The 16,607-nt window shown below is 53.0% G+C and carries 17 protein-coding genes; 8 read left to right on the top strand and 9 right to left on the bottom strand.

Going from position 1 to position 16,607, the window contains the following annotated elements; translation table 11 throughout:
* Positions 1-73 precede the first annotated feature (73 nt).
* Both parC and FOB24_RS21420 read right to left on the bottom strand, forming a co-directional pair.
* On the bottom strand, positions 74-2,332 hold the full coding sequence (parC, locus tag FOB24_RS21415; protein WP_150345432.1) for a DNA topoisomerase IV subunit A: 2,259 nt from the start codon (positions 2,330-2,332) through the stop codon (positions 74-76).
* A 118-nt stretch (positions 2,333-2,450) separates the two neighbouring features.
* Positions 2,451-2,846, bottom strand: coding sequence for a YgiW/YdeI family stress tolerance OB fold protein (locus FOB24_RS21420; RefSeq protein ID WP_038633899.1), 396 nt, complete (start codon positions 2,844-2,846; stop codon positions 2,451-2,453).
* 151 nt (positions 2,847-2,997) lie between these two features.
* Here FOB24_RS21420 and qseB point away from each other — a divergent pair, with 151 nt between their 5' ends.
* The 4 genes from qseB (at position 2,998) to FOB24_RS21440 (ending at position 6,039) form a co-directional block, all read left to right on the top strand.
* The gene (gene qseB / locus FOB24_RS21425) at positions 2,998-3,657 is read left to right on the top strand and encodes a quorum sensing response regulator transcription factor QseB (protein WP_150345433.1); all 660 of its coding nucleotides are present in this window, start codon (positions 2,998-3,000) and stop codon (positions 3,655-3,657) included.
* The gene (gene qseC, locus FOB24_RS21430) at positions 3,654-5,003 is read left to right on the top strand and encodes a quorum sensing histidine kinase QseC (RefSeq protein WP_069324346.1); all 1,350 of its coding nucleotides are present in this window, start codon (positions 3,654-3,656) and stop codon (positions 5,001-5,003) included. Before qseB ends, qseC begins: the two co-directional genes overlap by 4 nt.
* Positions 5,004-5,112: 109 nt before the next feature.
* The gene (locus FOB24_RS21435) at positions 5,113-5,694 is read left to right on the top strand and encodes an NAD(P)H-dependent oxidoreductase (RefSeq protein WP_006688047.1); all 582 of its coding nucleotides are present in this window, start codon (positions 5,113-5,115) and stop codon (positions 5,692-5,694) included.
* A gap of 30 nt (positions 5,695-5,724) precedes the next feature.
* On the top strand, positions 5,725-6,039 hold the full coding sequence (locus tag FOB24_RS21440; RefSeq protein ID WP_069324347.1) for a putative quinol monooxygenase: 315 nt from the start codon (positions 5,725-5,727) through the stop codon (positions 6,037-6,039).
* A gap of 99 nt (positions 6,040-6,138) precedes the next feature.
* Here the strand turns inward: FOB24_RS21440 and parE are convergent, their stop codons facing one another.
* The 5 genes from parE to nudF are packed head-to-tail and all read right to left on the bottom strand — an operon-like array spanning position 6,139 to position 10,544.
* Positions 6,139-8,031 carry a DNA topoisomerase IV subunit B gene (gene parE / locus FOB24_RS21445; RefSeq protein ID WP_005123094.1) on the bottom strand — a complete coding sequence of 631 codons (1,893 nt, stop codon included), beginning with the start codon at positions 8,029-8,031 and terminating at the stop codon, positions 6,139-6,141.
* A 28-nt stretch (positions 8,032-8,059) separates the two neighbouring features.
* Positions 8,060-8,641, bottom strand: coding sequence for an esterase YqiA (yqiA, locus tag FOB24_RS21450; protein WP_038633915.1), 582 nt, complete (start codon positions 8,639-8,641; stop codon positions 8,060-8,062).
* The gene (cpdA, locus tag FOB24_RS21455) at positions 8,641-9,468 is read right to left on the bottom strand and encodes a 3',5'-cyclic-AMP phosphodiesterase (protein WP_069324348.1); all 828 of its coding nucleotides are present in this window, start codon (positions 9,466-9,468) and stop codon (positions 8,641-8,643) included. The genes yqiA and cpdA overlap by 1 nt, the downstream gene beginning before the upstream one ends.
* Positions 9,469-9,492: 24 nt before the next feature.
* Positions 9,493-9,915 (bottom strand): DUF1249 family protein, encoded by a 423-nt coding sequence (locus FOB24_RS21460; protein WP_003024582.1) that lies wholly within the window; start codon positions 9,913-9,915, stop codon positions 9,493-9,495.
* On the bottom strand, positions 9,912-10,544 hold the full coding sequence (gene nudF / locus FOB24_RS21465) for an ADP-ribose diphosphatase (RefSeq protein WP_038633920.1): 633 nt from the start codon (positions 10,542-10,544) through the stop codon (positions 9,912-9,914). Before nudF ends, FOB24_RS21460 begins: the two co-directional genes overlap by 4 nt.
* A gap of 199 nt (positions 10,545-10,743) precedes the next feature.
* Between nudF and tolC the strand changes: the two genes are divergently transcribed.
* The 3 genes from tolC (at position 10,744) to FOB24_RS21480 (ending at position 14,214) form a co-directional block, all read left to right on the top strand.
* Positions 10,744-12,222 (top strand): outer membrane channel protein TolC, encoded by a 1,479-nt coding sequence (gene tolC / locus FOB24_RS21470; protein ID WP_121529552.1) that lies wholly within the window; start codon positions 10,744-10,746, stop codon positions 12,220-12,222.
* Between the two features lie 148 nt (positions 12,223-12,370).
* Positions 12,371-13,048, top strand: coding sequence for a DUF1190 family protein (locus tag FOB24_RS21475; protein ID WP_006688037.1), 678 nt, complete (start codon positions 12,371-12,373; stop codon positions 13,046-13,048).
* A gap of 5 nt (positions 13,049-13,053) precedes the next feature.
* Entirely contained in the window at positions 13,054-14,214 is a 1,161-nt protein-coding gene (locus tag FOB24_RS21480; protein WP_038642878.1) for a glutathionylspermidine synthase family protein, read from the top strand.
* Positions 14,215-14,298: 84 nt separating this feature from the next.
* Here the strand turns inward: FOB24_RS21480 and ygiD are convergent, their stop codons facing one another.
* On the bottom strand, positions 14,299-15,087 hold the full coding sequence (ygiD, locus tag FOB24_RS21485) for a 4,5-DOPA-extradiol-dioxygenase (protein WP_121529553.1): 789 nt from the start codon (positions 15,085-15,087) through the stop codon (positions 14,299-14,301).
* Between the two features lie 147 nt (positions 15,088-15,234).
* On the opposite strand from ygiD, the gene zupT reads away from it, so the two are divergent.
* A complete protein-coding gene (zupT, locus tag FOB24_RS21490) occupies positions 15,235-16,008 on the top strand; it encodes a zinc transporter ZupT (protein WP_038633928.1) in 774 nt (257 codons plus the stop codon).
* A 66-nt stretch (positions 16,009-16,074) separates the two neighbouring features.
* Here zupT and FOB24_RS24335 read toward each other — a convergent pair whose 3' ends face one another.
* Positions 16,075-16,251 carry a DUF4051 domain-containing protein gene (locus FOB24_RS24335; RefSeq protein WP_121529554.1) on the bottom strand — a complete coding sequence of 59 codons (177 nt, stop codon included), beginning with the start codon at positions 16,249-16,251 and terminating at the stop codon, positions 16,075-16,077.
* Between the last annotated feature and the right edge of the window lie 356 nt (positions 16,252-16,607).

Here is a 16,607-nt window from a genome sequence, read left to right on the forward strand (position 1 = left end):
TAAACAACGGTTTTACGGGAAATTTTAACGTTGGCTCTCCCTGAGCGAAAGCAGGGAGAGCCGGGCAGTCGCGTTATTCTTCGCTGTCGCCCTGACTGGCGCGTCGAGGCGAGTCAATTTCAATGCGATCGATACGCTGTAGACCACGCATCAGCGTGCCGCGACGACCGCGTTCGCCGGTCACTTTCTGCAACTCTTCAGGACGCAGTTTAATTTTGCGTTTACCGACATGAATAGTCAGCGTGCTTTGCGGCGGCAGCACATAGAGCAGCGCCAGGCCATCTACGCCTTTCGCCGCTTCTGCTGAAGGGATATTGATAATCTTGTTCCCTTTGCCTTTCGACAGTTGCGGCAAATCGCTCACCGGGAACATCAACATCCTACCGGCCATCGTTATCGCCAGCAGCATATCGGTTTCATCTTCAATCACCACCGGCGGCATAACGCGCGCATTTTCAGGCAGCGTAATCAATGCTTTACCCGCACGGTTACGTGCTACCAGATCGTTGAAGGTACAGACAAAACCGTAGCCCGCATCGGATGCCATCAGCAGTTTCTGATCGTCGCCTTCCATCAGCATATGCTCCACCGTCGCGCCCGGCGGCAGCGTGAGCTTACCGGTCAATGGTTCGCCCTGACCACGTGCCGACGGCAGCGTAATCGGGTCGATGGCGTAGCTGCGTCCGGTCGAGTCAACGAACACCACCGGCTGGTTGCTCTTGCCCTTCACTGCCGACTTAAAGCTGTCGCCCGCTTTATAGCTTAATCCTGGCGCATCAATGTCGTGGCCTTTGGCGCTACGCACCCAACCACTCTGAGACAATACAATGGTCACCGGCTCAGACGGCAGCATGTCGTGCTCGCTCATCGCCTTCGCTTCTTCGCGTTCCTGCAGCGGGGAGCGGCGATCGTCGCCATAGGCCTCGGCATCAGCCTGCAGCTCTTTCTTCAGCAGGTTATTCATTTTACGCTCGGAAGCGAGAATGGCCTGCAGTTGATCGCGCTCTTTCGCCAGTTCATCCTGCTCACCGCGGATTTTCATCTCTTCGAGTTTGGCAAGATGGCGCAATTTCAGCTCAAGGATAGCTTCAGCCTGCGTTTCAGAAATGCCAAACCGCGACATCAGCTCAGGCTTAGGTTCATCTTCATGACGAATGATCTCGATCACTTCGTCAATGTTGAGGAACGCCACCAGCAAACCTTCAAGGATATGCAGGCGCTTAAGCACTTTTTCCAGACGATAGTTCAGGCGACGACGCACGGTATCACGGCGGAACGCCAGCCATTCGGTGAGGATCTCCAGCAGGTTTTTCACCGCCGGGCGACCGTCGAGGCCAATCATGTTCAGGTTGATACGGTAGCTTTTTTCCAGATCGGTGGTGGCAAACAGGTGGTTCATTACCTGTTCCATATCCACGCGATTGGAGCGCGGGACAATCACCAGACGGGTCGGGTTTTCGTGATCCGATTCGTCACGCAGGTCGTCAACCATCGGCAGCTTTTTGTTGCGCATTTGAGCAGCGATCTGCTCCAGCACTTTTGCCCCGGAAACCTGATGCGGCAGCGCGGAAATCACCACCGCGCCGTCTTCTTTCGTCCATACCGCGCGCATACGCACGGAGCCGCGTCCGTTTTCGTAAATCTTACGAATTTCCGCACGCGAGGTAATAATCTCGGCTTCGGTCGGGTAATCCGGCCCCTGCACGATGTCCAGCAGTTGATCGAGCGTTGTTTTCGGCTGCTCAATCAGCGTAATCGCCGCTTTGGCGACTTCTCGCAGGTTATGCGGCGGAATGTCCGTCGCCATACCAACGGCAATACCGGTCGTACCGTTCAGCAGAATATTTGGCAGACGCGCAGGCAGCATCTTTGGTTCCTGCATGGTGCCGTCGAAGTTTGGCACCCAGTCCGACGTTCCCTGGCCGAGTTCACCCAGCAGGACTTCCGCATATTTAGACAAGCGGGATTCGGTATAACGCATCGCCGCGAAGGATTTGGGATCGTCGGGCGCCCCCCAGTTTCCCTGACCATCAACCAGCGGATAACGGTAAGAGAACGGCTGCGCCATCAGCACCATCGCTTCATAGCAGGCGCTGTCGCCGTGCGGGTGGTATTTACCCAGCACGTCACCGACGGTACGGGCGGATTTTTTAAATTTGGCGCTGGCATTCAGCCCCAGTTCGGACATTGCATACACAATGCGACGCTGAACGGGTTTCAAACCATCGCCAATAAATGGCAACGCCCTGTCCATGATGACGTACATGGAGTAGTTCAGATAGGCGTTTTCCGTGAATTCATGCAGCGCCAGGCGCTCTGCCATATCGCTCATTAATCGTGGTTCCTCAACTTTGTACCCCTCTATTGAAGGGCAATATTGCCGCAGATACTACCCTATCTGGCGTGTTGAGTCACAAAGAAAAGGGCCGCGAATGCGGCCCTGATGGGGATTATTTAGCAACTTTGCTAATCTGTTTCACGTCGATTTCAACGGAGTTCCAGTCTTTATCCACTTCGCCCTGGATCTCAACCACATCCTGCGGGGTTACGGTTACGCCGTTCCAGCGCTTATGGTCAATATCCACATTCACCGTGCCGGTCGCATCTTTAAACACATACAAATCGTCGGAAATACGCTCAACGATGTTCCCACGCAAGGTAACCCACGCATCATCGCGAAGCGATTTAGCACTTGCTACCGTCGTGATGCTGCCGTTCGGGCCGACAAACCCGCCGCTTTGGCTTTGCGTGGTCGTCGTTGGCCCAGAGAAGCCGCCCTGCTGCGCTGCCAGAACAGGTGCGGAACACAGTGCCATTACGGCAACCATTGCAGCTAATTTTTTCATCGTCATGTCTCCCTTTCATGTTGGTTTACGACTATTAAATAAGTTAATCCTTAACAAGTTCTTAAGGAAAAAAAAGATTCTTTTTTGCTGTACAGATGCGGCGGCGACAAGGTTTACTGACGGCAAAGAGAGTTTTCGCAGGGAAGAATATATGCGCATTTTACTGGTTGAAGATGATACGTTGATTGGCGATGGCCTTAAAACCGGTCTGAGTAAAATGGGTTTTAGCATCGACTGGTTTACCGAAGGACGTCAGGGGAAAGAAGCACTCTACAGTGCCCCGTATGATGCGGTAATCCTCGACCTGACGCTGCCAGGCATAGACGGACGGGATATCCTGCGCGAGTGGCGAGGCAACGGGAAGCAGGAACCGGTGCTGATCCTGACCGCCCGCGACGCGCTGGCAGAACGCGTTGAAGGCTTACGCCTGGGCGCGGACGACTATCTGTGTAAACCCTTCGCGTTGATTGAAGTTGCCGCCAGGCTGGAGGCGCTGGTGCGTCGTGCCAGCGGCCAGGCCAGCAACACATTACGCCATGGCGAGGTGACGCTTGATCCCGGCGCGCTGGTCGCCACGGCGGCTGGCGAACCGTTGTCTCTTAAGCCCAAAGAGTTCGCGCTGCTGGAGCTGCTTATGCGTAACAAGGGCCGCGTCCTGCCCCGCAAACTGATTGAAGAAAAACTGTATACCTGGGACGAAAACGTCTCCAGCAATGCGGTTGAAGTACACGTCCATCACTTACGCCGTAAGCTCGGCAGCGACGTTATCCGTACCGTGCATGGCATTGGCTACACCCTGGGTGACGCATGAAACTCGCACAACGTCTCAGCCTGCGCATCAGGCTAACGCTTATCTTCATGATTTTGGTTTTAGTGACCTGGCTGATTTCCAGCTTTGTCGCCTGGAAGCAAACCACCGACAACGTGAATGAGATGTTCGACACGCAGCAAATGCTGTTCGCCAAGCGTCTGGTCACGCTGGATCTTGATGAACTCAAAGCCTCTGAACGCATCGCGCATACCCCGAAAAAATTCAAACATGGTCATATTGACGACGATGTACTGACCTTTGCGGCCTACACGCCAGAAGGGAAAATGGTTCTTCACGATGGAGATAATGGCCAATACATTCCCTACAGCTATCGCCGGGAAGGTTTTGACGATGGCTATCTGAATGGCGACAACGATAAATGGCGTTTTGTCTGGCTGACTTCCGCAGATAAAAAGTATCGAATCGTTGTCGGGCAGGAATGGGAATATCGTGAAGATATGGCTTTAGCGATTGTGACAGCACAATTGGTGCCGTGGTTGGTCGCTCTGCCGCTGATGCTGTTAATCCTGATTGTGTTGTTAAGTCTTGAACTTAAGCCACTGAAGAAACTGGCGCAGGCGCTACGTTTACGCGACCCGGAATCAGAAGAACCGCTCAGTTTGAAAGGCATTCCTGGCGAAGTCCGCCCGTTGGTTGAATCACTCAACCAACTTTTCACCCGTATTCATACCACCATGGTGCGTGAACGGCGCTTTACTTCAGATGCCGCTCACGAGTTGCGTAGTCCATTGACGGCGCTGAAAGTGCAAACCGAAGTGGCGCAACTGTCTGACGATGACCCGCAGGCACGGCAAAAAGCCTTAATGCAGATGCAGGCCGGGATCGATCGCGCCACGCGTCTGGTCGATCAGTTACTGACGCTTTCGCGCCTTGACTCCCTCGACAATCTTCAGGATGTGGCGGAAATCTCGCTGGAGGAGTTGCTGCAATCTTCGGTGATGGATATCTACCATTCGGCCCAGCAGGCGCATATTGACGTACGTTTGCAGATAAACGCGCACGGCATCACATGTACCGGGCAACCGCTGTTACTCAGCCTGATGGTGCGAAATCTGCTGGATAATGCGATTCGCTATAGTCCACGGGGAAGTATTGTGGAAGTGACGCTCAACGCCCGCAATTTTAGCGTCAAAGATAATGGTCCAGGTATTGCGCCGGAAGTTCTGATGCACATTGGAGAACGCTTTTATCGCCCACCGGGGCAAAGCGTGACCGGCAGCGGTCTGGGGCTGTCAATTGTCCGTCGCATCGCGACCTTACACAGAATGTCAGCCTCGTTTGGTAATGCGCCGCAAGGCGGCTTTGAAGCTAAAATCAGTTGGTAACTGCGTTATTATTGCTCAGTCAGCAAAAGACTTTGCACATTTTGCTAATTTCACCGTACCGATCATCAGCGTAGAATCGGCCTCAAACGTTATTCTTTGAGGACACAAAATGAGCAACATCCTGATTATCAACGGTGCGAAAAAATTTGGCCATTCTAATGGGCAATTGAATGACACCCTGACCGAGGTCGCGGACGGTATCCTGCGCGACCTCGGGCATGATGTTAGAGTCGTACGCGCTGACAGCGACTATGATGTGCAAGCAGAAGTGCAGAACTTCGTCTGGGCAGACGCCGTTATCTGGCAAATGCCGGGTTGGTGGATGGGCGCGCCGTGGACGGTGAAGAAATACATTGATGACGTGTTCACTGCCGGGCACGGTACGCTGTACGCCAGCGATGGCCGCACGCGTTCAGATGCGTCAAAAAAATACGGTTCCGGCGGACTGATTCAGGGCAAAAAATACATGCTGTCTCTGACCTGGAACGCGCCGATGGAAGCCTTTACGGAAAAAGATCAGTTCTTCCATGGCGTTGGGGTTGATGGCGTTTATCTCCCATTCCATAAAGCAAACCAGTTCCTGGGAATGGAAGCGCTGCCGACCTTTATCACCAATGACGTGATTAAAATGCCGGATGTCCCGCGTTATATCGCAGAATATCGCAAGCATCTGAACGAAATTTTTGGTTAACTGGTAACCTGGAATTAGAAGGAGTTAACCATGCTTACCGTTATTGCAGAAATCCGTACACGTCCAGGTCAACATCACCGCCAGGCGGTACTGGATCAGTTCGCTAAAATCGTTCCGATCGTTTTACAGGAAGAAGGTTGCCACGGCTACGCGCCGATGGTCGATCATGCTGCTGGCGTCAGTTTTCAGACTACAGCCCCGGATTCAATCGTCATGATTGAACAGTGGGAAAGCATCGCCCACCTTGAAGCGCATTTGCAGACCCCGCATATGAAAGCCTACAGCGAAGCCGTCAAAGGCGATGTGCTGGAGATGAATATTCGTATTCTGGAGCCGGGCATTTAAGTTATTGTTCTGGCCGCCGGGCCAGATAAGCGTACGCCATCGGGCATGATGACCTTGCCGGATGGCGGCACAAACCGCCTTATCCGGCCTACATACCCCTTACCCTTCGAGATCCGCCAGGTCGCCTTTCTCCTGCAACCAGTTACGACGATCTTCAGAACGCTTCTTGGCCAGCAGCATATCCATCACCGCGTTGGTGCGCTGATCGTCTTCATCATCGATGATGAGTTGCACCAGGCGACGAGTGTTCGGATCCAGCGTGGTTTCACGCAGTTGCATCGGGTTCATTTCACCCAGACCTTTAAAGCGCTGCACGTTCGGCTTGCCTTTCTTGCGCTTTAACTGCTCCAGTACGCCCGCTTTTTCTTCTTCCGTCAGCGCGTAATACACCTCTTTCCCGAGGTCGATACGGTATAACGGCGGCAGCGCCACGTACACGTGACCGTGTTTCACCAGCGTGCGGAAGTGTTTCACAAACAGTGCGCACAGCAGCGTGGCGATGTGCAGACCATCGGAGTCCGCATCCGCCAGGATACAGATCTTACCGTAACGTAACTGGCTCAGGTCGTCGCTGTCCGGATCGATACCGATCGCCACCGAAATATCGTGAACTTCCTGCGAGGCCAGCACTTCATCGGAAGAGACTTCCCAGGTATTGAGGATCTTACCTTTGAGCGGCATGATCGCCTGATACTCACGATCGCGCGCCTGTTTGGCCGATCCGCCCGCGGAGTCACCTTCGACGAGGAACAGTTCGGTGCGATTGAGATCCTGTGCGGTACAGTCCGCCAGTTTCCCCGGCAGCGCCGGACCGCTGGTCAGCTTTTTACGCACCACTTTTTTCGCCGCGCGCAGACGACGCTGGGCGCTGGAAATCGCCATCTCAGCCAGCAGTTCGGCTGACTGCACGTTCTGGTTCAGCCACAAGCTGAAGGCATCTTTCACCACCCCAGAGACAAATGCCGCGCACTGGCGCGAGGAGAGGCGCTCTTTGGTTTGCCCGGCAAACTGCGGATCCTGCATTTTCACCGACAGCACATAGGCACAGCGATCCCAGATATCCTCCGCCGACAGCTTCACGCCCCGCGGCAGAATATTGCGGTATTCGCAGAACTCGCGCATCGCATCCAGCAGGCCCTGACGCAGACCGTTAACATGCGTACCGCCCTGCATGGTTGGGATCAGGTTTACATAGCTTTCGGTCAGCAGCTCGCCGCCTTCCGGCAGCCAGAGCAGCGCCCAGTCCACAGTTTCCGTCTCACCGCTAAAATTACCGATAAACGGTTTTTCCGGCAGCGTCGGCAGGCCATTCACCGCTTCGCTCAGATAATCATTCAGACCATCCTGGTAGCACCAGCGCTGTTCGCTATTGTTGACCTCATCTTTAAAGGTGATCTCAACACCCGGACACAATACCGCTTTAGCTTTCAGGACGTGCGTTAAGCGCGAAACGGAAAAACGCGGGCTGTCGAAGAAGGTTTCATCCGGCCAGAAGTGCACGCTGGTTCCGGTATTGCGTTTACCGCAGGTCCCGACAACCTGTAAATCCTGCACCTTATCGCCGTTCTCAAACGCGATGTTGTACACCTGCCCGTCGCGACGCACGTTTACTTCCACACGCTTCGACAGAGCGTTGACCACGGAGATACCCACCCCATGCAAGCCACCAGAGAACTGATAGTTTTTATTGGAGAACTTACCACCCGCATGTAAACGGCAGAGGATCAACTCAACCGCCGGAACACCTTCTTCAGGGTGAATGTCTACTGGCATGCCGCGGCCATCATCAATGACCTCCAGAGATTGGTCGGCATGTAAGATCACGTCCACACGTTTTGCGTGGCCCGCCAGTGCTTCATCCACACTGTTATCAATCACTTCCTGCCCAAGGTGGTTCGGACGGGTCGTATCGGTGTACATCCCAGGGCGACGGCGTACCGGCTCAAGCCCAGTGAGTACCTCAATGGCATCAGCGTTATAAGTTTGCGTCATGGTTTAAATAAGCAGTTCGAATTGATCGTCAGAAACTGTGCAGTCCAAGAAAATCGACAATCTGGTTGAAATAATCTTCGAAGCCCGTGAATGCGTGGTTTCCGCCCTCAGTAACTGTCTGGCGGCAGGAGGCGTAATACGCCACCGCCTGGCGGTAGTCCAACACTTCATCGCCCGTTTGTTGGAGCAACCAGATTAAATCCGGCGCTTCCAGCGGGTCAATCTGCATGACTTTAAGATCGTAAATATGGCGTGACTCTAGCACATATTGCTGCCCGGTGTAGGGGTTCTCGTTTTGACCGAGATAGTCGACCAGCAGTTCATAAGGCCGGACCGCCGGGTTCACCACCACCGCTGGCAGCATAAAACATTGTGACAGCCAGGTGGCGTAATAGCCGCCCAACGAGGAACCGACAATCCCCAGCGACTCGCCGCCATGCTCAAGAACGATCGATTCCAGCATCTCTGCGGCCTGAGCAGGATACGGCGGCAGCTGCGGTACAATCATCTCAACGTGCGGATGGTGCTCCGCCAGCCAGCTTTTCAGCAAACATGCCTTCGCCGAACGAGGAGAACTGTTAAATCCATGAAGATAAAGAAGCGTAGACATCAGTAACCTTCTGAAGCGGTATCAGGGTGAAACCGATTACCCTGCAGACGACACACCTGAGTCTGCAACGTACCGTCAGCAAACAGCTCCAGCGTACGCCAGCCGGGGCTGATGGTATCTAACGTGAAATTAGAACAATGCGGCTTAAACTGCACGCAGGTCGATGGCGTCGCCAACAGGCGGCGACCGTTCCAGTCCAGATCCAGTTCCTGATGAATATGCCCACACAGCAGATACTTCACGCGCGGATAGTTCACCAGCACGTTGTCCAGTTCGGCGGCATTGCGCAGACTGTGTTGATCGAGCCAACTGCAGCCCGCAGGCAGAGGATGATGATGCAGAAGCAGCAAGGTATTGCGTTCAGGCGCATCGGCAAGTTTACGCTCCAGCCATTCGAGCTGAAATTCGCTTAACTCGCCGTGGGGAACGCCAAACACCTGGCTGTCCAGCAACAAGATTTGCCACTGTTCGCCAATGAAGACGCGCTTAGCCGGGGAAATGCCCGCGTCCTGCAGCGAGCTGTACATTGCAGGCTGAAAATCATGATTACCCGGGAGCCAAACGCAGGGCGCACGAAAACTTGCGATGCCCTCAGCAAAATGCTGATAAGCCGCAGCGGATTGATCCTGCGCCAAATCGCCAGTCGCGACGATCAGATCGAACTCTGGCGACTCAGCATGTATTGCATCCAGTACGGATTGATAGCTGTCCCAGGTATTCACACCCAGCAGCGTTTCATGCTTTTCGGCAAACAGGTGAGTGTCTGTAATTTGTAAGATCCTGACTCTGGCCTCACCAGCCAAAGGAAGGGTTAACAGGCTTTCCAAATGGTGTCCTTAGGTTTCACGACGCTAATAAACCGGAATCGCCATCGCTCCATGTGCTAAACAGTACCGTAACCAGTCGGCCAGAAACTGGTTAATTTGATGCTTTTCGTCGCGTTGATGCAACTTTTTATTTGGATAATCATACCGCGCTTTGAAGCGAAAGATCTGCTGACTTGAACACACTTCAGCGACCCTCGCATCATGATACAGACGCACGGTTAAGGACGGCAGGCTCCAGTAAGTCACAGCCGGTGCCGTTTGTTCGATCGCGACAAGCGTAGTGTATCGGGTCGATTCAACGATCGTTAACCGATATTGTGCGTTTGCCACCTGATAGCTCACTGTTTCGCCGGCTGCGTCATTACGTGGCAACAGGCGGCGCAATTGCGAATAATTGGTTTCGCACAGGCGCATCATTTCAGGGAAGTCAGGTGTGTAACGCTTCATTTTTTCCACTCAGTTTTTAACTCTTGATAGTGCAGCTGTAACCATTGCAAAGCGATGACAGAAGCCGCGTTGTCGATTATCCCCTCTTCTACCCATTGGTAAGCCTGTTCCCGGCTAACCACATGAACACGAATATCTTCGTTTTCATCAGCCAGACCATGAATTCCGCTCGCGGTCGTGGCGTCCACTTCACCCACCATAATCGATGAGCGTTCGCTGGTGCCTCCTGGGCTTGCCAGATAACTCAGCACCGGTTTTACGCGTTTAACGTTAAGCCCGGCTTCTTCCATCGCTTCACGGCGCGCGACATCTTCCACGCTCTCGCCTTCTTCGATCATCCCGGCCACCATTTCCAGTAGCCATGGGCTTGCGCTGGTATCAAACGCCGCGATACGGATCTGCTCGACCAGCACAACTTCGTCCCGCTCAGGGTCAAAGGGTAGCAAGACTGCCGCGTGTCCGCGCTCAAAAATTTCGCGCTTTACCTCACCGCTCATACCGCCGTTAAACAAGCGATGGCGGAACCGATAAAGATCCAGTGAAAAAAATCCGCGGTATAGCGTTTCTCGTGCAATAATTTCTACATCATTTTTAGTGAAAGTCATTGGCAAGTTGTCTGGTTTACGCATTGTGCTGTCCTGAAACCAATAGTGTTTAAAATGTGAATTTCAAGGTCGTTTGACTGATGTTTCAACGCCCTTGTGTTAAATTGATGCAAATTAACGCCGTATGGCACGTAACGCCAACTTTTTGCAGTGGCGGATTCTGCTAGAATCAGCAAATATTTTTACAATTTGATCAGCGCTAAATACTGCTTCACAACAAGGAATGCAAATGAAGAAATTGCTCCCCATCCTTATCGGCCTGAGCCTGTCGGGGTTCAGTACTCTGAGCCAGGCAGAGAACCTGATGCAGGTTTATCAGCAAGCACGCCTGAGCAACCCGGAATTGCGTAAATCCGCCGCCGATCGCGATGCTGCATTCGAAAAAATTAACGAAGCGCGTAGCCCATTACTGCCGCAACTGGGATTAGGTGCCGATTACACCTACAGCAATGGCTACCGTGATGCAAATGGCGTCAACTCCAACGCCACCAGCGCATCTCTGCAGTTAACTCAGTCCATTTTTGATATGTCAAAATGGCGTGCCCTGACGCTGCAAGAAAAATCAGCGGGCATCCAGGACGTGACCTATCAGACCGATCAGCAAACGCTGATCCTGAATACCGCCACCGCCTATTTTAACGTACTGAACGCAATTGACGTGCTGTCTTACACCCAGGCACAGAAAGATGCGGTTTACCGTCAGTTAGATCAGACCACTCAGCGTTTTAACGTTGGCCTGGTCGCTATCACTGACGTGCAGAACGCCCGTTCACAATACGATACCGTGCTGGCAAACGAAGTTACCGCACGCAACAATCTGGATAACGCGGTGGAACAACTGCGCCAGGTGACCGGTAACTACTACCCGGAACTGGCTTCGCTGAACGTTGACGGCTTCAAAACCAACAAACCGCAGGCGGTGAACGCACTGCTGAAAGAAGCGGAAAACCGCAACCTGACCTTATTGCAGGCGCGTTTGAGCCAGGATCTGGCGCGTGAACAGATTCGCCTGGCACAGGACGGTCATTTACCGACTCTGGACCTGACCGCATCTACTGGCGTATCTGATACTTCATACAGCGGTTCCAAAACCAACACCTCCCAGTATGACGACAGCAACATGGGCCAGAACAAAATCGGCCTGAGCTTCTCGCTGCCTATCTACCAGGGCGGAATGGTTAACTCGCAGGTGAAACAGGCGCAGTACAACTTTGTTGGCGCAAGCGAACAACTGGAAAGCGCACACCGCAGCGTGGTGCAGACCGTTCGTTCTTCGTTTAACAACATTAATGCGTCCATCAGTAGCATCAACGCGTACAAACAAGCGGTTGTTTCTGCGCAAAGTTCTTTGGATGCGATGGAAGCCGGTTATTCCGTTGGTACACGTACCATCGTGGATGTATTGGATGCCACCACCACGCTGTACAACGCCAAGCAACAGCTGGCTAATGCGCGTTACACCTATCTAATCAATCAGTTAAACGTCAAATCCGCGCTCGGTACGCTGAACGAGCAGGATCTGGTGGCCCTGAACAATACGCTGGGTAAACCGGTATCCACTACCCCGGATACGATCGCCCCTCAAAACGCGCAGCAAGACGCCGCAGCGGATGGTTATACGTCCAACAGCACGACGCCAGCGGCGCAGCCGACAGCCGCACGTACAACCAGCAGCAACGGCAACAACCCGTTCCGTAATTAATGCTGATGACGGGGCTTCGGCCCCGTCTGAACGTAAGACAACGTAAAGATCCGCCCCTTCCTGCGCATTCTCGCCTCTTCCCGCTTCAATTTCGACCAGTCATCCTCTATTCTGAGCAGTATTTACCACTGGGTCCTGGAAGACATATATGAAACGGACAAAATCAATACATCACGCTTCGTTCCGCAAAAGCTGGAGCGCGCGCCATCTGACTCCTGTCGCCCTGGCAGTTACCGCTGTGTTTATGCTCGCGGGCTGTGAAAAGAGCGACGAAACGGTTTCGCTTTATCAAAACGCGGACGACTGCTCAGCAGCGAATCCGGGTAAAAGCGCCGAATGTACCACCGCGTTCAACAATGCGCTGAAAGAAGCGGAACGCACCGCGCCAAAATATGCCACTCGCGAAGACTGTATCGCTGAATTCGGCGAAGGCCAGTGCCAACAAGCACCTGCGCAAGCGGGTATGGCGCCGACCGGCGAAGGCCAGGCTCAGGCGCAGAATCAAAGCAGCGGCAGCTTCTGGATGCCGCTGATGGCAGGCTACATGATGGGCCGACTGATGGGCGGTGGAATGGGCGCTCAGCAGCCGCTGTTCAGCTCGAAAAACCCGGCCAGTCCGGCATACGGCAAGTACACTGACGCCAGCGGTAAAAACTACGGCGCAGCGACACCGGGCCGCACCATGACCGTGCCTAAAACCGCCATGGCGCCGAAACCGGCCACCACCACTACCGTCACCCGCGGCGGATTTGGCGAATCTGTGGCTAAACAGAGCACCATGCAACGTAGCGCCAGCGGTACCACTACACGTTCAATGGGCGGCTGATGGTCATGGAAAGAGTCAGTATTGTTGAGCGCCCGGACTGGCGCGATAAGGCCACCGAATACGGTTTCAACTTTCACACCATGTACGGCGAGCCGTACTGGTGTGAAGACGCGTACTATAAGCTCACGCTTGCCCAGGTTGAAAAGCTGGAAGAGGTCACCGCAGAGCTGCATCAAATGTGCCTCAAAGTGGTGGAAAAGGTCATCGCCAGCGATGAGCTGATGACAAAATTCCGCATTCCAAAGCATACCTGGGGCTTTGTCCGCCAGTCCTGGCAGACACAACAACCGTCGCTTTATTCTCGTCTGGATCTGGCGTGGGACGGCACAGGTGAACCCAAGCTGCTGGAAAACAACGCTGATACGCCAACGTCATTGTACGAAGCCGCGTTTTTCCAGTGGATCTGGCTGGAAGATCAGCTCAATGCCGGCAACCTGCCGGAAGGCAGCGATCAGTTCAACAGTCTGCAGGAAAAGCTGATCGAGCGTTTCACCGAGCTGCGTGAACAGTATGGTTTTCAACTGCTGCATCTGACCTGCTGTCGTGATACGGTCGAAGATCGCGGTACGATCCAGTACCTGCAGGATTGCGCTGCCGAGGCTGAGATCGCCACTGAATTCCTCTATGTCGAAGATATTGGCCTGGGTGAAAAAGGTCAGTTCACGGATATGCAGGATCAGGTTATTGCAAACCTGTTCAAGCTCTATCCGTGGGAATTCATGCTGCGTGAAATGTTCTCCACTAAGCTTGAAGACGCGGGCGTTCGCTGGCTGGAACCTGCCTGGAAGAGCATCATCTCCAACAAGGCGCTATTACCGCTGTTGTGGGAAATGTTCCCGAACCATCCGAACCTGTTGCCTGCTTATTTCGCCGAAGACGACTATCCGCAGATGGATAAATTCGTCGTTAAGCCAATCTTCTCGCGTGAAGGCGCTAACGTCTCCATCATCGAGAACGGGAAAACGATCGAAGCCGTGGAAGGGCCGTATGGCGAAGAAGGCATGATCGTCCAGCAGTTCCATCAGCTACCGAAATTTGGCGACAGCTATATGCTGATTGGCAGCTGGCTGATCAACGATCAACCCGCAGGCATCGGCATTCGTGAAGACAGAGCGTTGATCACTCAGGATCTCTCGCGCTTCTATCCGCATATTTTTGTCGAATAATCGTTGTGCCGGATGGCGACTCCGCTTTGCCCGGCCTACGGCATGAACCGTAGGCCCGATAAGCGCAACGCCATCGGGCATTAATTACCCTACCTGCACCGACAGCATACTCAAACTGCCCATCTCAATACCGTCAACCGGGATCGTCACCGGTTCCATACCGTCCCATGCGCCCAAAACGTACAGCAGCGGCAGATAGTGATCCGGCGTCGGGTTCGATAACGATCCACCTTCATGATCGAGGTAGTTGACCAGCGGGTGCTGTTCAACCGGACCCTGCCATGTCAGGTTGGCCTTCACATAATCGTTGAATGAGGTCGCCCACGGGTATGGCGTGTTCTCACCGTGCCAACGCGCAGTACGCAGGTTGTGTACCACATTACCGCTGGCCACCAGCATAATGCCTTCATCACGCAACGCCGCCAGTTTGCGCCCCATCTCAAAATGCCAGGCCGCGGGTTTGGTACTGTCGACGCTCAGCTGCACCATCGGAATGTCCGCATTCGGATACATCTTGATCAGCACGCCCCATGAGCCGTGGTCAAAGCCCCACGCTTCCTGGTCTAAGGTCACTGGCACCGGAGCAAGCATGTCAACCAGATGCTGAGCCAGTTCCGGTGAACCCGGGGCCGGGTAATGCGTGTCATACAGCGCCTGTGGAAAACCGCCAAAATCGTGGATTGTTTTTGGCGCTTCCATCGCCGTCACACCTGTTCCACGAGTGAACCAATGCGCCGACACCACCACAATGGCTTTCGGACGCGGCAACGTTTCCCCCAGTTGCTGCCAGGCACGGGTATAAACGTTATCTTCCAGAACATTCATCGGGCTACCGTGGCCCAAAAACAATGCTGGCATACGAGCTGAAGACATGATGATATCCTTACTGAGGGAGTCATTTTGATACCATCACAATACGCTTTTTCGGTTGATGAAGAACTCAGATAACCATGATGAAGATCATCAGTTATTTTGACGATCTGGCCCGAACAGCAGATTGATAAGGAGTTAGATTTGTCGATGTCAGTACCTTTACTTCTGACTTTACTGGCAGGCGCCGCCACGTTTATTGGCGCATTTCTCGGCGTGCTGGGGCAAAAACCCTCTAACCGCGTTCTTGCCTTTTCTTTAGGTTTCGCTGCCGGAATTATGTTACTGATATCCCTAATGGAGATGCTGCCCGCTGCGCTGGCCGCTGACGGCATGTCGCCGGTGTTGGGCTACGGGATGTTTATTGTGGGCTTGCTGGGCTACTTTGGCCTCGATCGTATACTGCCGCATGCTCACCCCCAGGATCTGGTGCAAAAAACCACGCAGCCTTTACCTGGTTCCATCCGGCGTACCGCGATTTTATTGACACTCGGCATTAGCCTGCACAACTTCCCGGAAGGAATTGCGACATTTGTTACCGCCAGCAGCAACCTCGAACTGGGCTTTGGTATTGCCCTTGCCGTCGCATTACACAATATTCCTGAAGGATTAGCCGTGGCGGGTCCAGTTTATGCGGCTACGGGATCTAAACGCACCGCGATATTCTGGGCCGGGATTTCGGGCATGGCAGAAATATTGGGCGGCGTACTGGCGTGGTTAATTCTCGGTAGTCTGATTTCGCCGGTAGTGATGGCGGCGATAATGGCGGCCGTCGCAGGTATTATGGTCGCGCTGTCCGTCGATGAATTGATGCCATTGGCAAAAGAGATCGATCCCAATAATAATCCCAGCTATGGGGTATTGTGCGGAATGTCGGTGATGGGGTTAAGTCTCGTCATTCTCCAGTCCATGGGAATCGGATAATCCAGAGGGCGGATGCCACCCTGCAAGTTTAACAGCATCCGCTCATCCATAGCAGAACGCGAAGGACTATTCCTGTCCCTTAACCGTGCCGTTATCTTCGCCAGATCGACGAAAGAGTTTGTTACGCGCCTCAAGCAGCGCATCTCTGTCCTGGCGGAACGCACGACAATAACGCTTCATATGACAATAATAACCCGCCGCAACGAGTGCAATTAATACAATCCAATACCAGGCAATAAACATTCTTTTACCCTTAATATTTAACATCATTAAACATTTAACGTTAAAATTTTACACTACCTTATTCCAACCTACCCCTATAGTGGCATATTCCAGAAACAAATATATGATTTCGATCATATAAATAAGCGACTAAGCTAATAGCCCAGATCGTTATAAACAATTAAACTATGTCGACAAGATCACACAACACAATAATAAACATTGTTCTTAAAATATCTCGCCAATACTATTCAAATAATAAAAATTAGATTCTGCAGAACAATAAGCCTCATCAATATTAATTGATTCATCATTAAAGCAGCATCAGCAATACTATCCTTTGCTTAATTAACATCGTAAAAACATAATATATTCAG

Source organism: Citrobacter werkmanii, from assembly GCF_008693645.1.
Classification (GTDB): domain Bacteria; phylum Pseudomonadota; class Gammaproteobacteria; order Enterobacterales; family Enterobacteriaceae; genus Citrobacter; species Citrobacter werkmanii.